This window comes from Paenibacillus chitinolyticus NBRC 15660 (assembly GCF_000739915.1).
In the GTDB taxonomy this organism is placed as follows: domain Bacteria; phylum Bacillota; class Bacilli; order Paenibacillales; family NBRC-103111; genus Paenibacillus_F; species Paenibacillus_F chitinolyticus.
In genome coordinates this window covers 78,232-98,995 of the sequence record NZ_BBJT01000014.1, presented here as the reverse complement: position 1 = coordinate 98,995, position 20,764 = coordinate 78,232, and the positions used below count along the sequence as shown (strand labels likewise).

Annotated in this window: 17 protein-coding genes; 13 read left to right on the top strand and 4 right to left on the bottom strand. The window is 56.2% G+C overall.

The annotated features are described in order from the left end of the window. The first annotated feature begins 402 nt into the window (after positions 1 to 402). The 3 genes from PCH01S_RS25240 to PCH01S_RS25230 all read left to right on the top strand — a co-directional run bounded on the left by PCH01S_RS25240 (position 403) and on the right by PCH01S_RS25230 (position 7,047). Positions 403 to 2,076 (top strand): family 14 glycosylhydrolase, encoded by a 1,674-nt coding sequence (locus tag PCH01S_RS25240; protein WP_042234397.1) that lies wholly within the window; start codon positions 403 to 405, stop codon positions 2,074 to 2,076. 269 nt (positions 2,077 to 2,345) lie between these two features. Beyond that, positions 2,346 to 5,915, top strand: coding sequence for an OmpL47-type beta-barrel domain-containing protein (locus PCH01S_RS25235; RefSeq protein ID WP_042234395.1), 3,570 nt, complete (start codon positions 2,346 to 2,348; stop codon positions 5,913 to 5,915). A 436-nt stretch (positions 5,916 to 6,351) separates the two neighbouring features. After that, positions 6,352 to 7,047 (top strand): hypothetical protein, encoded by a 696-nt coding sequence (locus tag PCH01S_RS25230; protein WP_042234393.1) that lies wholly within the window; start codon positions 6,352 to 6,354, stop codon positions 7,045 to 7,047. Here PCH01S_RS25230 and PCH01S_RS25225 read toward each other — a convergent pair. After that, entirely contained in the window at positions 7,034 to 7,333 is a 300-nt protein-coding gene (locus PCH01S_RS25225; RefSeq protein ID WP_042234391.1) for a protein kinase family protein, read from the bottom strand. The two genes, PCH01S_RS25230 and PCH01S_RS25225, sit on opposite strands and share 14 nt — an antisense overlap. 230 nt (positions 7,334 to 7,563) lie before the next feature. On the opposite strand from PCH01S_RS25225, the gene PCH01S_RS25220 reads away from it, so the two are divergent. The 5 genes from PCH01S_RS25220 to PCH01S_RS25200 all read left to right on the top strand — a co-directional run bounded on the left by PCH01S_RS25220 (position 7,564) and on the right by PCH01S_RS25200 (position 12,806). After that, positions 7,564 to 8,151, top strand: a complete 588-nt coding sequence (locus tag PCH01S_RS25220; protein ID WP_042234388.1) for a sensor domain-containing protein — start codon at positions 7,564 to 7,566, stop codon at positions 8,149 to 8,151. An 81-nt stretch (positions 8,152 to 8,232) separates the two neighbouring features. Continuing rightward, a complete protein-coding gene (locus PCH01S_RS25215; RefSeq protein ID WP_042234386.1) occupies positions 8,233 to 10,083 on the top strand; it encodes a helix-turn-helix transcriptional regulator in 1,851 nt (616 codons plus the stop codon). A gap of 188 nt (positions 10,084 to 10,271) precedes the next feature. Next, positions 10,272 to 11,744: a 4-hydroxyphenylacetate 3-monooxygenase, oxygenase component gene (gene hpaB / locus PCH01S_RS25210; RefSeq protein WP_042234384.1), complete on the top strand. Its 1,473-nt coding sequence runs from the start codon at positions 10,272 to 10,274 to the stop codon at positions 11,742 to 11,744. Between the two features lie 193 nt (positions 11,745 to 11,937). Further along, a complete protein-coding gene (locus tag PCH01S_RS25205) occupies positions 11,938 to 12,234 on the top strand; it encodes a putative quinol monooxygenase (protein WP_042234383.1) in 297 nt (98 codons plus the stop codon). A gap of 167 nt (positions 12,235 to 12,401) precedes the next feature. Further along, positions 12,402 to 12,806, top strand: coding sequence for a VOC family protein (locus tag PCH01S_RS25200; RefSeq protein ID WP_042234381.1), 405 nt, complete (start codon positions 12,402 to 12,404; stop codon positions 12,804 to 12,806). A 94-nt stretch (positions 12,807 to 12,900) separates the two neighbouring features. On the opposite strand, the gene PCH01S_RS30990 is transcribed toward PCH01S_RS25200, so the two are convergent. Beyond that, positions 12,901 to 13,146, bottom strand: a complete 246-nt coding sequence (locus PCH01S_RS30990) for a hypothetical protein (protein ID WP_129112551.1) — start codon at positions 13,144 to 13,146, stop codon at positions 12,901 to 12,903. Positions 13,147 to 13,270: 124 nt separating this feature from the next. Here PCH01S_RS30990 and PCH01S_RS25190 point away from each other — a divergent pair, with 124 nt between their 5' ends. From PCH01S_RS25190 to PCH01S_RS25170, 5 genes are all read left to right on the top strand, one after another. After that, positions 13,271 to 14,236, top strand: coding sequence for a sugar-binding transcriptional regulator (locus PCH01S_RS25190; protein WP_042234378.1), 966 nt, complete (start codon positions 13,271 to 13,273; stop codon positions 14,234 to 14,236). Between the two features lie 76 nt (positions 14,237 to 14,312). Next, positions 14,313 to 15,146, top strand: coding sequence for a purine-nucleoside phosphorylase (locus tag PCH01S_RS25185; RefSeq protein ID WP_042234375.1), 834 nt, complete (start codon positions 14,313 to 14,315; stop codon positions 15,144 to 15,146). A gap of 273 nt (positions 15,147 to 15,419) precedes the next feature. Continuing rightward, entirely contained in the window at positions 15,420 to 16,733 is a 1,314-nt protein-coding gene (locus tag PCH01S_RS25180; RefSeq protein ID WP_174446852.1) for an amidohydrolase family protein, read from the top strand. Between the two features lie 50 nt (positions 16,734 to 16,783). Continuing rightward, a complete protein-coding gene (locus PCH01S_RS25175) occupies positions 16,784 to 18,070 on the top strand; it encodes an NCS2 family permease (RefSeq protein WP_084706676.1) in 1,287 nt (428 codons plus the stop codon). Positions 18,071 to 18,565: 495 nt separating this feature from the next. Then, on the top strand, positions 18,566 to 19,246 hold the full coding sequence (locus PCH01S_RS25170; RefSeq protein ID WP_042234373.1) for a 4'-phosphopantetheinyl transferase family protein: 681 nt from the start codon (positions 18,566 to 18,568) through the stop codon (positions 19,244 to 19,246). On the opposite strand, the gene PCH01S_RS25165 is transcribed toward PCH01S_RS25170, so the two are convergent. Continuing rightward, on the bottom strand, positions 19,209 to 20,201 hold the full coding sequence (locus PCH01S_RS25165) for a DNA-3-methyladenine glycosylase family protein (RefSeq protein WP_042234371.1): 993 nt from the start codon (positions 20,199 to 20,201) through the stop codon (positions 19,209 to 19,211). The two genes, PCH01S_RS25170 and PCH01S_RS25165, sit on opposite strands and share 38 nt — an antisense overlap. After that, positions 20,161 to 20,727 (bottom strand): methylated-DNA--[protein]-cysteine S-methyltransferase, encoded by a 567-nt coding sequence (locus tag PCH01S_RS25160; RefSeq protein ID WP_042234369.1) that lies wholly within the window; start codon positions 20,725 to 20,727, stop codon positions 20,161 to 20,163. Before PCH01S_RS25160 ends, PCH01S_RS25165 begins: the two co-directional genes overlap by 41 nt. Positions 20,728 to 20,764 lie beyond the last annotated feature (37 nt).

Below are 20,764 nucleotides of genomic sequence, written 5' to 3'. Positions count from 1 at the left end.
ACATTTCTTACCATACCTATTATTTGTCAGAGGGAGATCGTTGTTGTGTGTAGGTTTTATGAAGGAGGTTTGGTAGTTTACTTAATTTTTAAAAAGGTTTGCAGCAGCCGCGGCGATCCGAAGAGTTCATAACAGACAAGATAGTCCACCCTTTTGACAATATTTGGGGTCGTTTAGCGGGTTGTCCATTCCTTATAATACAATTTGTAAGCGATTTCATATTAAGGAGGGAAATGTCACGTCCTAACTGTGCTTTTTTAGGCAACGCATACGAAATGCCGCTGCTTAACCGGACTACATAAGACGAAGGATTCAAGGGAATGAGAGAGAAAAGGCAGCCGGCTGCGGCGCGGGGACCCTTGTGCTCTCGATAAAATGCTTGATAAAGGAAGGGTGTATGGGATGAGTTTGACGAACAAAAGCTTGAAAAAAGCGGCCTTGCAGCTGCTCGGTTTTATTCTGGTACTGACGACCATGTTCGGCTGGGGACCAGTCAAGGCCGGTGCTGCGGTTGCCGGTGATTTTCAAGCATCGGTGATGGGGCCGCTGACGAAGGTTACGGACTGGAACGCTTTCAAGAACCAGCTTCGCACGCTTAAAAACAACGGAGTATACGCCGTCACGACCGATGTCTGGTGGGGAATGGTAGAAAGCGCGGGCGATAACCAATTCGACTGGAGTTATTACAAGACGTATGCGGGCGCCGTGCGGGAAGCGGGGCTGAAGTGGGTCCCGATTCTGTCCACGCACAGATGCGGCGGTAATGTCGGGGACGATTGCAACATTCCGCTGCCGAACTGGCTGTGGGCCAAAGGGACGGCGGATCAGATGCAGTTCAAGAGCGAAACCGGCTATATGAACAACGAAGCCGTGTCGCCTTTCTGGAGCGGGCTGGGCACTCAATACAGCGAGCTTTACGCTTCCTTTGCGGCTAATTTCGCTTCCTATAAGGATATTATTCCGAAGATTTATCTGAGCGGGGGACCGGCGGGAGAACTGAGGTATCCTTCGTATTATCCGGCGGCCGGATGGAGCTACCCGTCCCGCGGCAAGTTCCAGGTATACACCGATACCGCGAAGCAGGCGTTCCGGACGGCCATGACGGCCAAATACGGATCGCTCAGCGGAATCAACAGCGCATGGGGCCTGAGCCTGACTTCGGTCGATCAGATCAGTCCACCCAATGACGGAGACGGTTTCTACACGAACGGAGGCTACAAGACCGCTTACGGAAAAGACTTTCTGTCCTGGTACCAAAGTGTGCTGGAAAATCATCTGGGTGTAATCGGCAGCGCCGCACACAAAAATTTCGATTCCGTGTTCGGCGTGCCGATCGGAGCCAAAGTATCCGGCGTCCACTGGCAGATGACGAATCCGTCCATGCCGCACAGTGCGGAGCATGCTGCCGGGTATTACGATTACAACCGTCTGCTGCAGAAGTTCAAAGACAGCAATTTGGATTTGACGTTCACCTGCCTGGAGATGTCCGACAGCGGAAGCGCGCCGAATTACTCCCTGCCTTCCACACTTGTCGATACCGTCGCAGGTATTGCGAGCGCCAAAGGCGTCCGTCTCAACGGGGAAAATGCGCTTCCGGCTTCGGGAACGGCCGCGTTCCAGAAGATCGAGGAAAAGCTGACCCGCTTCGGATTCAGCGGCTTTACGCTTCTTCGTCTCGCCAACGTCGTGAATGCGGACGGTTCCGCAACCGGTGAGATGGCGAACTTTAAGAAGTATGTCATCAGCCATGCGGGAACGGGTTCCGGCGGCACGAACAATACCGCAACCGTGTACTACAAGAAAGGTTACTCGAGCCCTTACATCCATTACCGTCCCGCAGGAGGGACCTGGACAGCCGTACCGGGCGTAAAAATGGCCGATTCCGAAATTAGCGGCTATGCCAAAATAACGGTCAATATCGGCGCGGCCACCCAATTGGAAGCGGCTTTTAACGACGGGAACAACAATTGGGACAGCAACAGCATGAACAACTATTTCTTCGGCACCGGCATTTCCACCTACACGCCCGGAACGGGAGGAGCGGCAGGGATTGTTAAAGCCGGAGGGCCCGCGTAACTTCTTCCCGCGCGTACCGCAAGCAGATGCAGATGCGGAAGGGAACCGCCCGCCGGATTTTTTCTTTGTACGGCCGCCAACCCAGGGCTGACGGCCGTTTTTCTGCGGAGAAGCAGGGGGCTGTAAGGCTGTAAAAGTCTCTATGGGCCCGTGAAAGAAAGTGTAACGAAAGCGTTTTATCTTTACAAAAAAATACCACTTCTCCTAACTTATCCATGGTAGAATGAGGTCGAAAGTTTAACTAGCTTCCAGCATAAAGGAGGAAATTCATGAAGAAGAGATTGCCAGGGTGGAAGGTTTTCAAGGCTTCACTCGCCCTATCCGCGGCGCTTTCCGTGCAAGTATTGACCGATGGTTGGCAGGTGAAGGCGGAAGGGCCGGCCGATCCGGCACCCTATATTGAAGCGAAAGTCGTCAATGAGAACGCGGGCAAAAAGGTGCTTTTCGACAACACCCACGCTCAGACGGCGGGAGCCGCGGATTGGGTCATCGACGGCGGGTTCTCCGATTTCGGTAATGCTTTGGCGAATAACGGCTACTATGTGAAGGAACTCCGCAAGACGACTCCGATCACGCTGGCTGATTTAAGCGGATACGATGTTTTTGTAGTCGCGGAAGCGAATATTCCATACAAGGCAAGCGAGCAAGCGGCCATGACGGCCTATGTGGAAAGCGGCGGAAGCATCTTCTTCATCGGCGACCACTACAACGCGGACCGCAACAAGAACCGCTGGGACGGATCGGAAGTATTTAACGGTTACCGCCGCGGCGCTTGGGACAATCCGGCGAAAGGCATGAGCGCGGACGAAGCGGGCTCGGAGGCTATGCAGGGTGTAGTCAGTTCCGACTGGCTCGGCTCGCAGTTCGGCGTCCGTTTCCGCTATAATGCGCTCGGCGATATCACCGCCAACAACATTGTAGCTCCGGAACAGGCCTTCGGCATCACGAAGGGCGTATCCTCGGTGGCGATGCACGCCGGCTCCACGCTGGCTATCATCGATCCAGCCAAGGCGAAGGGCATCGTGTATCTGCCGCAGACGAAAGCGGCTTGGGCTAACGCGGTCGATCAAGGCGTCTACAACGGCGGCGGAGTGGCGGAAGGACCTTATGTGGCCGTAGCCAAGAAGGGCGCGGGGAAAGCGGCCTTCATCGGCGATTCCTCCCCGGTCGAGGATGCCACGCCGAAGTATCTGCGCGAGGATACGGGCGCGACGAAGAAGACCTATGACGGCTTTAAAGAAGCGAATGACGGGGTGCTGCTCGTCAATACGATCAACTGGCTGGCGAAGAAAGAAAGCTACACGAGCCTGTCCCAGGTAAGCGGCCTCCAGCTCGACCAGCCGACGGCTCTGCTGCCTTTCGAGGCCCCGGCGGCTTCAACCGAGCCGCAACCTGAGCCTTGGGCGGCGCCGAACGCGGGCTACAAGTGGTATGACCGCGGCACGTTCAAGTCCGGCTCCTACGGCAGCGGCGGCGGTACGACGGTGCCTTCCAATCCGGCGTACAGCTTCGTCCGTCAGGCCACTCTGCCGAACGCGGCGGAATTCAAGATCCGCGTCGTCATCGACAACCTGCCTGCAAACACGACCGTTTCGGGTTACAGTGCAGGCGTTTACTTGGCCACGGGAGGCACACAGGTGGCGCAGGTGCAGAATGCGGACGGCACATGGCCGACCTCTTACGGATACAGCGCGGCTTTCAGCCTCACATCCGACAGCAAGGGCCATGCTTACAAGGATTTGACCGTACGCATCAAGCCGGGTACGACCGGAGCGGCGAACCTCCGGCTGCGTCAGAACAGCAACAACCTGAAGACGGAAGCCGTGTCGATCGCGAACGTGCCGGCCGAGCCGCTGCCGGATGAGCAGGGCCCGATTCCGGCGAAGATCACTGTTGCCGAAGCGCGCGGCAAAGGCGAAGGAGCTCTGGTGACGCTGGAAGGCGTCGTTACGACAGAGCCGGGCATCTTCGGCGGCCAGTCCTTCTACCTGCAGGACGCTACCGGCGGTATTTATGTGTACCAGAACCTCGGCGGATTTCACGCCGGGGATGTAGTGAAGGTGACGGCCTCTACGGCCGTCTACAATTCGGAACTGGAATTAACCGATCCGGTCGAAGTCGCCAAAACGGGCACTTCGGCCGTTCCTACGCCTGTGAAGGCCGATGCCGTGACAGCAGGCAACCAGGGACAGCTCATCGAGCTGAGCGGAGTGACAATCAGCGCTGTCAAAAGTGCGGTGCCGGAAGGTTCCTTTGAGTTCGACGCCGTCAAAGGCGACGTGGTGAACCACATCCGCGTAGACGCGCGCACGGGGCTTACGCTGGCTTCTTTCCCGTATAAAGAAGGGCAAACCGTTGACATCCGCGGTGTGGCGGCGATTTTCAAAGGTGCGTTCCAGTTGAAGCCGAGAGGACTGTCCGATTTCACGGCACAGGCGGATACGGCGGCTCCCGTAACGGAAGCCGCTCTTTCGGAAACGGCCAACGCGGAGGGCTGGTTTAACAAGAACGTTACCGTCACCTTAACGGCCCGCGATAACGAAGGGGCTGCCGTTCTGACGCAGTACGATATCAACGGCGGAGAGGCGAAAGGCTATTCGGAGCCGTTCACCGTCGAAACCGAGGGGACGAACATCGTCCGTTATTATTCCACGGACGCTGCGGGCAATAAGGAGGAAGCTAAAACCCTCCGCATCAAGCTGGATAAAACGGCTCCGGCCGCGTCTCTGACGCTGAACGGACAAGCTGTCTCCGATGTGACGGACAAAGATTCCTTAACCTTCAATCTGCTGAGTACGGATGCGGGATCGGGAATTGCGGACCGGAAGCTGCTTCTGGACGGGAAGGAAATTGCCGCCGGCGTGACGTTGAAAGCAGGCGAACTGGCTGTCGGCCCGCATACCGTGCAGTACCGTGTCACAGACCTTGCCGGCAATACGGCGGAGGATGCGCTCAGCTTCAACGTAAAGGCGAGCCTGACGCTTAGCAAGGTAGAGCTCACTTCCGGCAAAACCGTTCTGAAGCCCGGTGAAACGACCGATCTTCGTGTGAGCGGCACATGGAACAACGGCACCGCAGCCGATTTAACCGTGGCGGAAGTCGTTTACCGCAGCAGCAATGAAGCGGCGGTTAAGGTAAACGCGCAGGGAAGGCTTACGGCTGTCGGCGAAGGAACCGCGGATCTGACGGCTTCGGTAACGCTGAACGGCGTCACCGTCGTGTCGGACGCGGTCACCGTTACGTCCGCCAAGCCTTTGGCAACGGGCGTTCCGGGCAAGCCGGTGCTGTCCTCGAACAATGGCTATGACGGCCTCAAAGGCGGCAGCTTTACCGTGACGATGAACATGTGGTGGGGCGCCAACGGCTCCGTGTACAAGCTGTACGAGAACGGCGTGCTGATTAGCACGCAGACGCTGAAGGACGCTTCACCGGTAGCACAGACGGTCAAAACGGACATTAAAGGCAAGGCGAACGGAACGTACACGTATACGGCCGAGCTGATCAACGTTTACGGAACGACTGTAAGTTCGCCGCTCGTCGTGAACGTGACGGAAGCCGCACCGGGCAAGCCGGTTCTTTCCCAGGACAACTGGGACGGCGACGGCACCTACAAGGTGACGATGAACATGTGGTGGGGCACCAACGCTTCCGAATACCGGCTGTATGAAAACGGTCAGCTGATCGAAACGAAAGCGCTGAAAGAATCGACTCCGGGCGCTCAGAGCGCAGTAACCAGCCTAACGGGACGGGCTCCCGGAACGTATGAGTACCGTGCGGAGCTTGTAAATGCCTCGGGTGTTACCTCCAGCGAGAAAATGGTGGTTAAAGTAACCCGCTAGTTTGCACGGGTAGGCTGTTTCCTGTCCTGGCCGTTCGGCTGCAAGCAAGGCTGCAAGGCTGCAAGGTTGCAAGGTTGTAAAGGCTGTAAAGGGTACGGCCGACCGCCGTTGATTTTGGACAAGCAAATCGGCGTCTGGCGCAAAAACCTCCATTTCGCTTGAAGCGAAATGGAGGTTTTGTTCTTTATGGAAGTTAATTCCTGCCGGAGAATGAGAGCAAATTCCAACCCGCGTCCGGTGATTACGGAGGAGAGCAGTCGTATGATGAGGGTAGCGGCAGATAAAGAAAATGAACGGGGGAGCCGGAGAGATCAAAGGACGGCAGGAGACGGCGGAAGATTGGACGACGGACATTTAAACGGTAGTCCGGTAAGGCCGGGGACTCCGTTTGCCGGATATAACCGGCTATCCATCGCAACCGGAAGGAAGTGACGGTATGATCAGGACCGATAGGAGCGGGACGGACTTTAAAGCGGTACCGTCCGCCGGATTAAAGTTTTTGGAGTTGGATATGCCTGTTCTCGGGAACCTCCACCTGCACTTCGACGCCGGAGAAGAAGCGTATGTGAAGCTGTCGGGAGAGTACCACCTGTTTCCCGCATACACGGCAAGGGAGGGAGACCGCCTTGTCCTTAAAGGGCGCAATCTTCCCGCGTACTTGAGACACGGCCAGAAAGAACGGCTGCGCATCGACATCCATCTGCCGGAAGACACCGCCGTGGATCTGACTTTTCTCGCGGGAGTGGTCAGCCTTAACGGCGGATACGGTCCGCTCAGCGTGAAAGGTTTCTCCGGCGAGGTTTCCGGTTACACCGGATCGGACCGCGTCCGAGTCCGGCTTCGCTGCGGCGACGTGTCTCTGGCCGGCCTGCCGGGCGAGGCGGACATCCGGATCGGGCTGGGCAGCTCCACCTTGCGCTGGTCCCGCCTGCTGGGAACCGAGCGAGTCGGGGTCCGCTGCGCTTTCGGAGGCGTTGAGCTGCTGGTTCCGCCGGAATGGGCGCAAAAAGAGGAGCAGGGCGGCTTTTTCAAGAAAAAGCGGCTCCATGCTCCTCCCGGCTCGTCCGTCTCGGCCTCGGTTTGGTTCGGCGGGCTGGACGTCGGTTCCAGCCGAGGGTTTACTGCACCTTAAGCGGCAGCGTATGGCAGCCGAACGTTTTATCCAGCAGAACAGCGGCTTCTCGGGCTCTTTCTCGGCAGGGGGAATAGTGCTCCATGAATTCCTCGTACACTTCAGGGCCTAAGTAAGTCGTGATGTCCGGGTAGTCGGCGTGTTCGGTGTATAAGCCGTAAAGACAGACTAGACGGGACGAGACGAGTCGGGCAAGACTTGCGTGGCGTATGTTTTTTTTAAAAGGTTCATTTTCCTTCTTGCGCATCGTTCTTTGTGTGATCGTTGTGTGCTTGGGTTCAGGCAAGGAGTGCCGCTTACAAACGGTGTCTCCTTCCGTGTTATCCGCAGCATCGCAGACCTCACGTCACGCCGGCCAGTGGACTTCCGTCATGGGCCGGTATTTGTCGTGCCTGGAATGTCATATGACATTTGCTCACTGGCGCACCTGACAGCAGGCGGTTTAGGATACAAGCAACCAGAGAGGCACAGTGCACAACGAAATCAAGAGAACGAACAAGAGAGGATCGAGATTCCATGAAAAAAGAGATGGTGCAAAGTTTGCAGACGTTTTACTTCTTACTGCTTACTTTTGCTACGGGCGTGTTTTACTTTTGCTTCTATTTAGTCAGCCTGGTATTCAGCTTAAGCATGGCTTTTACCTTAATCGGGCTGCCGATGATTACCTACGTTATGCGCAGCACGCGCACGTTTGCCCGATATGAAAGAATTCAAACCAAAATCTATACGGATCTTTCCATCGAGCCTTACGGGGAGCCGGCAATAAAGGAAGGTTCCCTGTGGCAGCAGGCGAAAGAAGAGCTTACGGACCGCCGGAACTGGACGATCATCGGCTGGCTGATGCTGAAATTCCCGCTTGGCCTGCTTGCCCTCCTTTTAGCCGTGCTGTGCTACATCGCGCCTGTTATCTTCATTCTGGTTCCGCTTGCGGTTCCCTACCTGGATATCTACTTTGCGGGGATTCGGGTGGACACGTTTGTGAAATCTCTCTTCGTGATGGCCGGGGGCGTTCTGCTCGCTTATGCAGGGGCAAAACTCGGACGGAGCTCGGCGTTGTTGGTCGGGCGCTACATTCGGCAGATGTTCGAACGGCTTCACACGTAGACAGCCGCAGCTTGCCGTGGCATAGTAAGGACAAGTACGAACGGGCGGCAAGCCAGGCAGCCAGACAAAGAGGTGATGGACATGTTCGATGCGGTCAAGCAGTGGTTCTGGTACGAATGGACTCTCTTTATCATCCGTATCTTGGTCACTTTCTCCACCATAATTACGACCGTGCAATTTCAAAATGATTTAAACCTTCCCCTGTGGCTGGTTTTGTGCTGGGAAATCTCCGCTTTCTCGATTCCATGGATCTTGCTGCAGGTGAACACGAAGGCTTATGCCGTTCCCGAGCTGATTTTATCCGGAGGAGTCAGTGTTTATTTAACTTCGTTATTTCCCGAAGCTTATTTAACCTTTCTTGTGCCCGCCGCCCTGATCGCAGCCAACAATGTGGAGAAAACGTACCGCTGGACGGGTCCGGCGGCCGTTCTGGTGGTGCCTCTAGTGATGGTTCAATTATCCGAACCAGCGAAGCCGTTTTGGGAAATGATGTCTCAAATCGGGCTGGCTTATGCGATCGGATACGCCTTCAATTTGTTGATGGTGAATTACCGGCAAAATGAAATTATCCGCAGCCAGAACAGCGTTCTGGAGCAGTACATGTCCCAAGTGGAGCGAGTCACCCTGCTTGAAGAACGGAACCGGCTCGCCAAGGATTTGCACGACACGATGGGGCATTCGTACACTTCGCTCATAATGGGATTGGAAACGCTGCGCCCGGATATCTCGACGGAGGAGGGTGAGCATAAGCTGGAGGCCCTCCTGGCCGTAACGCGCAAAAGCATGGGAGAAGTGCGGGACTTCCTGCACGGAATGGGCGCCTCGGAGGAGATGTCCTCTCTCCGGCAGGCGCTGGAGCAACTGGCACGCGAATTCGAGGCCAGTGCGGGGGTGACCGTAAGCCTGCGGGTGCTCGGGGAGGAAACTGCCCTGCCGCAGCAGGCGAAGATGACCTTCTACCGCTGTCTGCAGGAAGCGCTCACGAATGCGGTGCGGCACGGCAGGGCAGCGGAGATTCAAGCGACGCTGCAGTTCGAGCCCCGGCAGACCCGGCTGGAAGTGCGGGATAACGGCGAGGGCAGCGAGTCTCTGTCGGAGGGCTTCGGCCTGAAGGCGATGAAGGAGCGGGCCGCAAGCCTGCAGGGGCAGGTCTCCGTCTATTCGGAGAAGGGCGTGGGAACGACCGTGACGTGCACCCTGCCGCGCCAGGCGGAGCCGGGAGGCGAAGTGATCCGCCTGCTGATCGCCGACGATCAGGCGTTCATCCGCGAAAGCCTCCGGACCCTGCTGCAGGGACAGAAGGATATGACCGTTGCGGGACTTGCCGGAGACGGCGAGCAGGCGGTGGAGCTCTGTGCGGAGCTGGAGCCCGATCTGGTGCTGATGGATCTGGATATGCCGAACATGGACGGCACTGCGGCTACACGGACGATCAAGCAGAAATGGCCGCATGTCCGGGTCGTCATCCTGACGACTTTCCAGGCGCCGGACAAAGCGCTGGAAGTGCTGCGCAGCGGCGCGGACGGCTATCTGCTCAAATCGATCGAGCCGAAGGAGCTGGCCGAGACGATTCGTCTCGTGCATCAGGGCGGCACGATGATCGCGCAGGATCTCTCGACGAAGCTGTTCGGCGAGCTGGGGGAAGCGGCCAAAGCTTCGGGGCGGGGTGGCGCCACCGGTACTTCCGGGCCGGCGGAAACGGCCGGACGGCCGGAGACGGCGGCCCCTGCCGGAGAGGGCTACGAGCTGACTCCGCGCGAAATCGAGATTTTGCGGATGCTGTCCAAAGGGCTCCGCTACAAGTCCATCGCTTCCAAGCTGTACTTGTCGGACGGAACGGTCCGGAACTATGCGTCCACGGTGTACGCCAAGCTTGGCGTGCGCAACCGGGAAGAAGCCGTGGAAAAGGCGGCGGAGACCGGGCTTCTTTGAAGCCGTATCGGGAAAGGCTTTCGGTTCCGTGAGGAACCGGGAGCCTTTTTCGTCTAGAGGAATAAGGTTTGTCCCCCAGGTTCGTCTGAGGATGGGAAATCGCGCCGATTACCCGCCTATTAGGTGTCCGTTTATACCAACCCGCCTTCGCCCGAATACAGTAACCATAGAGCGAGGAGGCGATTCTAATGCCCGTTAAAAACGGCAGCGACTATATAGAACGGATTAACCGGCATCTTCCCGACGTCTGGATTGCGGGAGAACGGGTGCGGGGATTGATTTCGGAGCATCAAGCTTTCAAGGGATTAATGGCGACTCAAGCCTCCATGTATGATATGCAGCAGGCGGAGGAATGGCAAGCGAAAATGACGTATGCTTCACCTTCGACAGGGGACCCGGTCGGATTGTCCTTCCTGCAGCCGAAGACGAAGAAAGATCTTGCGCTGCGCAGGCAGATGATGCAGGCGTGGGCATCGGCCCATCACGGTTTCCTGGGGCGTGCTCCCGATTATATGAACACGGCCATAATGGCTTTCGCCGCAGCGGCGGGTCTGATCGAGAAGGAAACTCCCGAATACGCGGATAACTTGAGGCGGTATTACGAATACTGCCGGGAAAACGACGTGACGCTCTCACACGTATTCATTCAGCCGAAAGCGGCGAGAATGCCCGCTTTTCTGCGGACCTTCGAGGAAGACGCCGCCGCCCGGGTGGTCGAGAAGAATAAAGACGGGATCGTGGTCCGGGGCGCGTTCTTGCTGGATACGCAAGGGGCGACGTCGGATGAAATCCTCGTTTTTCCGGCCCCTTTTCCGTACGGGGGCGGCGAGGACAGTCCGTACGCATTCGCTTTTGCGGTGCCGAGCAATCTGGCCGGCGTGAGCTTCATATGCAGGGAGAGCTTCGTCGGGGGCGAATCGGCCTACAACTACCCTTTGAGCTCCCGATTTGAGGAAATGGATACGCTGGTCCTTTTCGAAGATGCGCTCGTGCCGTGGGACCGTGTATTTATATGCGGGAACGAAAGGATGGCCTGGCAGCTTGTGGACGAAAGCCGGTTCCATACCCACGCAGGTATGCAGATCATGTGCAAAAACATCGCCAAAACGGAATTCATTCTGGGTACTCTCGAAAGAATGGTCGAAGTAGGAGGCCTCGACAGCTACGGCCATGTAACCGAGAAAGTAACGGAGGTTATCGTGGCTTTGGAGACGCTCAAGGCGTTCCAGATTGCGGCGGAAAAAGGGGCGTCCCGGGACAAATGGGGAAGTATGCTGCCCGACCCGAAGCCGCTTCTTGCGGCCAACTCCTATTTTCCGAAAGTGTATCCGCGGTTTTTGGAAATCATCCAGTTGATCGGAGCCAGCGGGCTGATCATGATTCCGGACGAAGCGGATTTCGGCACCGAGATCGGCGGGCAGTTGAACCTTTACTTGAAGGGGATTGATCTGAGCGCCGAAGAAAACGTGAAATTATCCCGGCTTGCGTGGGAGCTTAGCGTCAGTGCGTTCGGCGGCAGGCAGGCGGTTTACGAGCGCTTTTTCTTCGGAAACGCTGCGGTTGTAGACGGACGATTGTACAACACCTATAAAGAGCGGGAAACGTTAGGACGCCGGGTCCAAGATTTCTTGTCGGGAAAAGACGGAAAGGGATTGGGTTAAGTTTTGACGGTAAAAGTTGAAAAAGTTTCGGCCCGGGCCGGGGCTTTTTTTGCTTTCCGGTCTTTTTTCTTTTATATTATTTATAGGTCAACATTTTATTATCGAAGTAATTAATGAGGCTAATGTTGGGAAAACATACAAGAGATCCCCCTGCGGGAAGAGGCTGTCTACTATAAAAGGAGGCTAACATGTCATGATTATTATTCACGCGGCCATGCGGCTGCAGCCGGGCAAAGACGATGCGTTTCTGAAAGAGATTCTTCCGCTCGTGGAAGCTTCGAGAGGCGAGAGCGGCAACGTTTCGTATGATCTGTACAAACATGCGGAGAAGGAGCATGCCTACACGATGGTGGAAGTCTGGAAAGATCAGCAGGCTGTGACCAGCCACAATTCCAGCGCTCATTTTACGGCTTTCACCGGCAAAGCCGGCGAATTTCTTGCCGCTCCGCTCGATGTGAAAGTGTATGCGGCCGAGGCGGTAAAGGTGTAGAAGATGGTGCAAAACAAGCTGTCGCTTGCGGCTTACAGACCGGCGGTTTGTTTCTTTTACCGGGGATAAACATTGCGGCTCTCCTGAAGATGGATTATCATCGAGTTTGTGCACAGCCTGTACACATACACACATTTCATAAGCAGGCCGCAAAGGAGAATTGCGTTATGTCCGCAAAAGTTATCCACCACATCTGCATTCAAACGGATTGTTATGAACAATCGCTGGTTTTTTACCGGGATGCGCTCGGCTTCGAGGTTGTGCAGGAAACGCCCGGTTTTCATACACGGGCTTATAATTCCTGGCTGCGGCTCGGCGAGTTCTATATCGAGCTGCAAACCGGCAAAGCCGGTGAAGAGCTTCAGCCGGTGAATACGAGTTCGCGTGGAATCGTTCATTTTTGTTTATGGGTGGAGGATCTTGAAGAAGAGGTCCGCCGCTTAAAGGAATCGGGAACTGAGTTCAGGCTCAAAAACGGTGAGGAAATTTATACGGTAGAAAACGGAAAGCTGTGCAAGCTGACGGCGCCTGAAGGGACGATCATCGAACTGAGGGATACGAAAGGGATCTGACCGGTAAAAAAAGAAAGGCCCGCAGACGGGATATTCTGCGGGTCTTTTCGTTTTTTTGAGCAAACCGCTAACCGGTACGGGAAGCGTGCCGCTCTTATTTTACTTCGACGATACGTCCTTCGACCTTCGGATTAACGGTTCCCAGCTTGATCAAGGCTTTTTCTACGACATCGTAAAGCGTGAAGCCGGAATCGAACACTTTCTTATCCTTCATCATGGCATTTTGGGGCAACATATAGAGGGATAGCGAACATAGTTTGTCAATTTGTGAACGGTCGCCGCCGTAAACGCTCTCAAAAATGGTATAATGAAGAGAAGTGCTTATTGAATTCACGCTCATCTTCATTCATTTCCGCCTTGGATTGGATTGATTTTCATAAAAGGATGTTTTATACTCAGGAAATGAAATGATGTCACTTTTATATTGAACATAATTTCATGATGTGAGGCAGGGAAAAGCTCCGATGGAAGATGAAAAGCTCAGAAAGATTATCGAGGTAGCCAAATTATACTACCAGCTCGACTATAATCAGAACCAGATTGCGCAAATGCTCGGCTTATCCCGTCCGACCGTGTCGCGTCTGCTGCAGCAGGCCAAGACAGAAGGAATCGTGAAGATTCACATCGCGGACCCTTCGGAAGATTGCGAAGCTCTTGCGGGTACTTTACGGGAGAAGTTCCATTTGAAAAAAGCGGTCGTTGCCTTCGTGCCGACTTATGACGACGAAATCGTCAAGAAATTTATCGGCGAAGCGGCTGCGCACTACTTGATGACCACGGTAAAAGACAAAGATATTATCGGGGCTTCGTGGGGAACCACGATGTACCAGGTGGCGGCGAACCTCCAGCAGAAGGGGCTGACGGATTCCCGCGTCGTGCAGTTGAACGGGGGCGTAAGCCATGCGGACATCACGATCTCCCCGTCCGAAATCATCTATCTGTTCAGCCGGGCGTTTCATGTTACGCCGTATTTCCTCTATCTCCCGGCTATCGTCGATCATAGTCTGGTCAAGCAGGCGATTCAGTCCGACCGGCATATCCGCCGCGTACTGGATCTCGGAAAGCTGGCCAATATCGCGATCTTTACGGTTGGGCTGCCGGATGCCGAATCGGTGCTGATCCAGTCCAATTACATGACCGAGGAAGATTTGGAAGTCATTCAGAGCAGAGCCGTGGGCGACATTTGTTCCCGTTATTTCGACGATAAAGGACAGATCTGCCATACCAGCCTGAACGACCGCACCATCGGAATCGAACTGGAAGATTTAAAGGAGAAAGAACAGGCGATTCTCGTAGCCGGCGGAATGAGAAAGGTAAACGCCATTTACGGCGCTCTTCGCGGCGGCTATGCGAATACGCTCATCACCGACCAGATGACGGCCAAAGCGCTCATCGCCAAACATGACGGGGGGCAGACGGCAACAGCCTGACGGCGGGCCGGCACAATACGCGGCGCGCCCCGGCCGGGCTGTCTTGTACCGCACCAAACCAGGGGGACTTCACGAAATGACACAGACAACACAGACTAACCACGTATCGCAGGCGGCCGCCTATATTAAGGACAAGCTGTCCTATACGCCGCAGGTCGGCCTTATTCTCGGTTCGGGCCTCGGCGTTCTCGCCGATGAAATCGAGAATCCGGTCGTGATTCCTTATCACGAGATTCCCGGCTTCCCGGTATCGACGGTTGAGGGACATGCCGGCCGGCTCGTATGCGGAATGCTGCAAGGCAAACCGGTTGTCGCCATGCAGGGACGCTTTCACTATTACGAAGGATACGCCATGAATAAGGTCGTCTTTCCCGTTTTCGTCATGAAGCGGCTCGGGGTGAAGACGCTTCTTCTGACGAATGCCGCGGGCGGGGTCGACGTAAGCTTGGAGCCGGGGGATCTGATGCTGATCTCCGATCACATCAACCTGATGGCGTCCAATCCGCTGATCGGACCTAATGACGCGGAGCTCGGTCCGCGTTTTCCCGATATGTCGGAGGCTTACTCGAAAAGGCTGCGCGAAGCGGCGCGCGAAACAGCCGGCTCGCTGAACATGAGCCTGAAAGAAGGCGTGTACGCGGGCCTCACGGGCCCTTCGTACGAAACGCCGGCCGAGATCCGCATGGTGCGGGCGCTCGGTGGAGACGCGGTAGGCATGTCCACCGTGCCGGAGGCAATCGCCGCGAGCTATGCGGGGCTTGAAGTGCTGGGCATCTCCTGCATTTCCAACATGGCCGCGGGCATCCTGGAACAGCCTCTTTCCCATGCGGAAGTCATGGAGACGACCGAGATGGTGCGCGCTAACTTCGTGGCGTTGATCAAAGGCATCGTCGGCCGCAGCGACCTGTAGCGGCAGTCCGGCCGTTCCGGCCGGTACCCTCAAGGAATCCTGGATCTTGCCGTCCAGGGTTCTTTTTTGCGTCTGGATAAACGAGTGGAACGATCGGCAAGAAGGATGGCATAAAATAAAATAGACAGACTTAAAATAAATTTCAAATTAATATTTACATATGTTCATGTCATACCTATAATAGGTGTAATGTATTTCGGATTCACAAATACTAGCCCCTGACAGCGGGTTTCATGCCTTACCTTTTTCTACAACTTAGACAAGTCTGGAGAGATGGTTTTGAATACAGCCTATGTGAACGGTCACTTTTTTACGATGGATGAAAGCAGCCGGCAGTACAAAAGCGGAATGATGGTCGTCAGCGGCGACGCGATCAGTTACATCGGCGATCATTCCGTACAGCGGCTGGCCGCGGCGGACCGGGTCGTCGATCTCGGCGGTAAATGGGTTATGCCCGGCCTCGTCAATGTCCACTCCCATATCGTGATGACCATCCTGCGGGGGATCGGCGACGATATGCTGCTGAAGCCGTGGCTGGAGACGAAGATTTGGCCGATGGAAGCCAGGTTTACGCCGGAGATCGCGTCCGTCAGCACCCGGCTCGGCATTCTGGAGATGTTGAAGTCGGGCACGACGACTTTCTCGGATATGTTTAATCCGAACGGAATCGACCTGGGCGGCATCATGCAGGAAATTGCCGATACGGGAATCCGCGGCGCGTTCTCGCATACGATTTTCAGCTTGGGCACGGAGCGGCAGCAGCGGGACAACATCGCTAGCGCGGAACGGTTCGCGAAACAGTTCCGCACGTTCGCGGACGGACGTCTGACGACGATGGTTGCGCCCCACAGCCCGTATGCCTGCACACCCGCGGCGCTGGAGGAAAGCGCACGGGTCGCGGCCGAGAACGGTCTGATGGTGCATATCCACGTATCGGAGACGGATCTGGAGATCCGCGACATCGAGAGCCGCTACGGCGTGCGTCCCGTGGAGCACCTCCGTCGACTCGGCGTGTTGGATCAGCCGACGGTGATGGCCCACGGTGTCGTGCTTAACGAGGAAGAGCGTGCGATTCTTCATCAGTATGATGTGCGCGTGGCTCATAATCCCATCAGCAACTTGAAGCTGGGATCGGGAGTGGCGGACGTTGCCGCGCTTCTGGAAGCGGGAGTCAAGGTCGGCATCGCCACGGACAGCACCGCATCCAACAACAACCTCGATATGTTCGAGGAGATGAGGACCGCGGCCCTGCTGCAGAAAGGGATCTACAAAGACGCGAGCAAGCTTCCCGCCGAAACGGTGCTGGCTCTGGCTACACGTGTCGGAGCCGAAGTTATCGGCATGGGCCATACGGGCTCGCTGGAGGCGGGGAAGAAGGCGGATTTCATCACGATCGATCCATCCGACAAGCCTCATCTTCAGCCGCTGGAACAGGCGTTTTCGCATTTGCTCTACGCCGCCAGCGGACGTGACGTATGCGATGTGTATGTCGGCGGAGCAGCCGTTGTCCGCGACGGAAGCTGCCTGACGATCGACGAAGAAAAAATCTTGGCGGAGGCCAACCGTCTGCAGGCTGAGCTGCAATAAATCCGCTGCGCGGACTGCGGTTGGCTGACGGGCAGAGTGGAGGAATAAAAGTGATTCGGGGTCTTAACCGGTATTTTCAAATAGAAGCCCACGAGACGACGTGGAAAAGAGAACTGATGGCAGGCCTCACCTCGTTCTTTACGAGCGCGTACATTATGCTCGTCAATCCCCTTATCCTGCAGGATACGGGAATGCCGCTGAGCGCAGGAGTGCTTGCCACCATTGCGGCGACTATTATCGGCTGTCTGATGATGGCCCTGTGGGCGAACGCGCCCATTATTGTCATCCCCGGCATGGGGCTGAACGCGTTCTTTACCTACACGATCGTCCAGTCGCTGGGACTTTCCTGGCAGCAGGCGCTTGCGGTTGTCGTCGTGTCGGGTGTCATTTTCCTGCTTGCGAGCATGTCGTCGTTCGGTAGCAAAATTTTATCGGCGGTACCCGTGTCGCTGAAGCATGGGATTACCGCGGGAATCGGCCTCATGCTTACGTTTATCGGCCTGCAGAAAGGCCATATCATTCAGCCCGATTCCGTCAACTACGTGGCGCTCGGCAGTTTTACGAGTCCGGTCACGCTGGCGACGCTTATCGGACTGGCAGTTACGTTCATGCTGTTTGTCCGCAACATAAAAGGAAGCTTGCTCATCGGAATCGGATTTACCAGCGTTCTGACGCTCGGACTTGCGGGCAAGGGAGATCTCGCCGACAAAGCGGTCGATCTGAAGGCTTACGGGCAAGTCCTGGGAGCCGCCGATTTCAGCGTCATGCAGATTCCGTTCTGGATCGCGGTCTTTTCCATGACGATGATTGTCCTTTTCGAGAATATGGGTCTGCTCAGCGGCATGCTGCCGGACAAGGAAAAGTTCCCGAAGGCTTACCGGGTCGTGGCGGTGTCCACGATCGTATCCGGCTTCTTCGGGACCAGTCCGACCATCGCTTCCGCCGAAAGCACCTCCGGCATTTCCGAAGGCGGCCGGACAGGCATCCCTCCGCTCGTAACGGCGGTTCTGTTCCTGCTCTCCGCCTTGGCGCTGCCCGTCATCGGGCTCATTCCCGGCAATGCTGTCGCGCCGGTGCTCATTATTATCGGAGCGCTGATGATGATGAGCGTGAAGGACATTCCGTTCAACGATTTCTCGGAATATTTGCCCGCGTTTCTGATCGTGGTGTGCATTCCGCTGACGTCCAGCATCGCCGACGGTCTCGCTTTCGGCTTCATCGCGTATCCCCTCACGAAGGTGGCCATCGGCCAATGGAGGAAATGCTCGCCTCTGCTGTACGCGATTGCCGGGCTCTTTGTCCTGAACTTTGTGGCTTCCGCCGTGTTCGTGCATTAAACAGGGGAGAGACCCTGCGGGAGGGAGCCCGCATCGCGAAACAGGGAATCCGCATTGTGCGCAGCTTCCGGTGTGTGGGGGTGGCCTGCTATGACGTGAATGACGTGAGGCAGCCACGGAATACGGCTGCTTCACGCTTGCGGACCCGGCTTTCGGGAACGCGCCGCATCGATAAATCACGCCCAAAAAGCCTGACGATACTGGGTATCGCCAGGCTTTTTTTGCATGTGAAGAAACATCCGGGCCCGGACCGCCGGTCATAGAGAGCGCTGCCGACCGCACACGGTGATTTCCGTCATGCCGCTCTCCATTACGCGCCGGGAGAAGTCACGGGCACATTTTACCCGTGTCTTACAAAAGAGATGCTGAGCATAGGGGAATGTCCCACAGCGGCTCTTGCATTTGGTACAATAAGGAAGAAGGGGACAGGCTCCTTGGAAACAACGCCCTGTCTGCTTCGGTTAAGCCAACAACTTCGATTATTGGGGATATAAGATGGACATTTATGCGATAAACCTGCGTTTGGACGAAAAAGAAACTGTACAACATACGGACCGGCTGATTGTCCATCTGTCGGAGGAGAAGCGGGCCAAGGCCCAAAGATTCTACCGGACCGAGGACCGCGTGAGGGCGGTTGCCGCGGATGCTCTCGCTAGATGGTGCCTGTGCCGGAAACTGGCCGCCGCTAACCCGGAGCTGCGCTTCGGGACGAATGCGTACGGCAAGCCGCACGTAACCGCGCCCCGTACCGGCGTCCATTACAACGTTACGCATTCGGGCTGCTGGGTCGCGGCGGGCGTTTCCGAAGCGGAAGTCGGCATTGACGTGGAGCAGATCCAGCCGGTGGATCTGGATATTGCCGAACGATTCTTTTCCGCCGCGGAGAAAGCCGACCTCTTCAGCCTTCCTCCAGAGGAGCGGCTGAATTATTTCTTCGATCTGTGGACGCTCAAAGAGAGCTACATCAAAGCGGTCGGCAAAGGCTTGTCGATTCCGCTGGACTCTTTTGCCATCCGCAAGAGGGGAAGCGGTGTTTTCGAGCTGGAGCCGCAGCCGACTCATGTTTTCAAGCAGTATGAGCTTGACGGGCCTTACAAATTGTCCGTTTGCTCGACTTTGGACCATTTTCCGGGTGAAGTTACGTTCTTGCGTCTGGAAGACCTGCTGTTTGAATAGCAGGAGAGCCCTCCGGCAGGAGGCTTCTCCACAAATAAAACACCGCATAAGCCTCCCAGCCCCGCCAGGGAGCAAAAAGCTGCCGGATCTCTTCGAGAGCCGGCTTTTGTGTGCGGTGCAGGAGCTGTTTCAGCGCGTTGTGAAGCCCCGCGTCCCCGATGGGGAAAGCGGCCGGGTTCCGCAGGCAGCGCATCAGCACGTAATGCGCGGTCCACGGGCCGATGCCGCGGATGGCCAGCAGGGTGCGCTCGGCGGCCTCGTAGGAACCGGAGGCAAGAAGCGCCTCCTTCGACAATGCTCCGCTGTCCATCAGACCGGCCACATGGAGGATGTATTCGGCTTTCTTGCCGGTGAACTGGAGCTGGCGGAGTTCTTCCACGGTCACGTCCGCCAGGTCCCCCGGTTTCGGGAACAGCCAGTAGGTACGGCCTTCCCAGACCAGCTTCTTGCCGTAATTCTCCACAAGCCTGCGCTTGAGTGTATAAGCGAACGTTAAATTGATCTGCTGTCCGGCGATCGCCCAGCAGAGGGCTTCGAACAGATGCGGCACGCCGATGATACGGAGCCCGTAATACCCGGAGGCCAGAGGCCCGAGCAGAGGATCGGACTGTGCCGTCGCATAGAAGGGCGTCATATCCCGGGCAAGGTCCAGCCATTCCGCCGTGTAGGCCGCCGCTTCCCGGATGGCGTCCGGATCTGCGGGCGGGCCCTGCATAAACCGGAGATGGAGCCTGCCGGGGCCCGGATTGCTGATTTCGACCGGGAGCAGTTCTTTTCCCGCTTCGAGCAGCTTGTAGATGCGGCCGTTCTCCACGCTGTGGAGGCATTCCAGAGGGGAACGCGTCAGATATAAGAGCGTTTCCGCATAACTGAACGCGGCAGGTGTTTCGATTTGCGCGATTCCCGTGTTTTCGTCAAAACTGAAAACGGGCGTGTCCTTTTGCCGTGTAGTCATGGAATCCCTCCAGTCTGAGCAGCTCTTCTTTGACTTGAAGGCCCCCTCTGAAACCGGTAAGCGCCGCATTTTTGCCGATGACGCGGTGGCAGGGCACGATGATGGGAACGGGATTGGCCCCGTTGGCCGTACCGACCGCTCTTACGGCTGCGGGGCTGCCTACGCTTGCGGCAATATCGGAGTAGCTGCGCGTTTCCCCGAACGGAATTTCGGCAAGAGCTTTCCAGACGGAAGTCTGAAAAGCCGTTCCCCGCATATCGAGCGGGATGTCGAATTGCTGCCGGTTCCCTTCGAGATATTCTTTTAGCTGAAGGAGATAGCCGGCCATCCGTTCTTCGTCTTCAATCAGCACGGCGCCGGGAATCTGTTTGGCGGCCCAGCTTTTCAAAGTGTCCAGACTCTCGGTCGGCCACGTAATGCGGCACAATCCCCGGTCTGTCGCGGCTGCATATAATGGTTTGTTTCGGAAAAGGGGATGCACCAGGGCAGCCCAGTAAATTTCGGTTGTCGCCGAAAGAGTGTTCATTTTAGTCGCCTCCTGTTTGTCTCGGTTTGTTTTATCT

Coding starts and splice junctions, on each gene's coding strand:
- PCH01S_RS25190 (WP_042234378.1), top strand. CDS start 13,271: ATGGAAGATGAAAAGCTCAGAAAGATTATCGAGGTAGCCAAATTATAC.
- PCH01S_RS30990 (WP_129112551.1), bottom strand. CDS start 13,146: ATGAGCGTGAATTCAATAAGCACTTCTCTTCATTATACCATTTTTGAG.
- PCH01S_RS25165 (WP_042234371.1), bottom strand. CDS start 20,201: ATGACTACACGGCAAAAGGACACGCCCGTTTTCAGTTTTGACGAAAAC.
- PCH01S_RS25230 (WP_042234393.1), top strand. CDS start 6,352: ATGATCAGGACCGATAGGAGCGGGACGGACTTTAAAGCGGTACCGTCC.
- PCH01S_RS25215 (WP_042234386.1), top strand. CDS start 8,233: ATGTTCGATGCGGTCAAGCAGTGGTTCTGGTACGAATGGACTCTCTTT.
- PCH01S_RS25180 (WP_174446852.1), top strand. CDS start 15,420: ATGGTTTTGAATACAGCCTATGTGAACGGTCACTTTTTTACGATGGAT.
- PCH01S_RS25235 (WP_042234395.1), top strand. CDS start 2,346: ATGAAGAAGAGATTGCCAGGGTGGAAGGTTTTCAAGGCTTCACTCGCC.
- PCH01S_RS25170 (WP_042234373.1), top strand. CDS start 18,566: ATGGACATTTATGCGATAAACCTGCGTTTGGACGAAAAAGAAACTGTA.
- PCH01S_RS25160 (WP_042234369.1), bottom strand. CDS start 20,727: ATGAACACTCTTTCGGCGACAACCGAAATTTACTGGGCTGCCCTGGTG.
- hpaB (WP_042234384.1), top strand. CDS start 10,272: ATGCCCGTTAAAAACGGCAGCGACTATATAGAACGGATTAACCGGCAT.
- PCH01S_RS25185 (WP_042234375.1), top strand. CDS start 14,313: ATGACACAGACAACACAGACTAACCACGTATCGCAGGCGGCCGCCTAT.
- PCH01S_RS25240 (WP_042234397.1), top strand. CDS start 403: ATGAGTTTGACGAACAAAAGCTTGAAAAAAGCGGCCTTGCAGCTGCTC.
- PCH01S_RS25220 (WP_042234388.1), top strand. CDS start 7,564: ATGAAAAAAGAGATGGTGCAAAGTTTGCAGACGTTTTACTTCTTACTG.
- PCH01S_RS25205 (WP_042234383.1), top strand. CDS start 11,938: ATGATTATTATTCACGCGGCCATGCGGCTGCAGCCGGGCAAAGACGAT.
- PCH01S_RS25200 (WP_042234381.1), top strand. CDS start 12,402: ATGTCCGCAAAAGTTATCCACCACATCTGCATTCAAACGGATTGTTAT.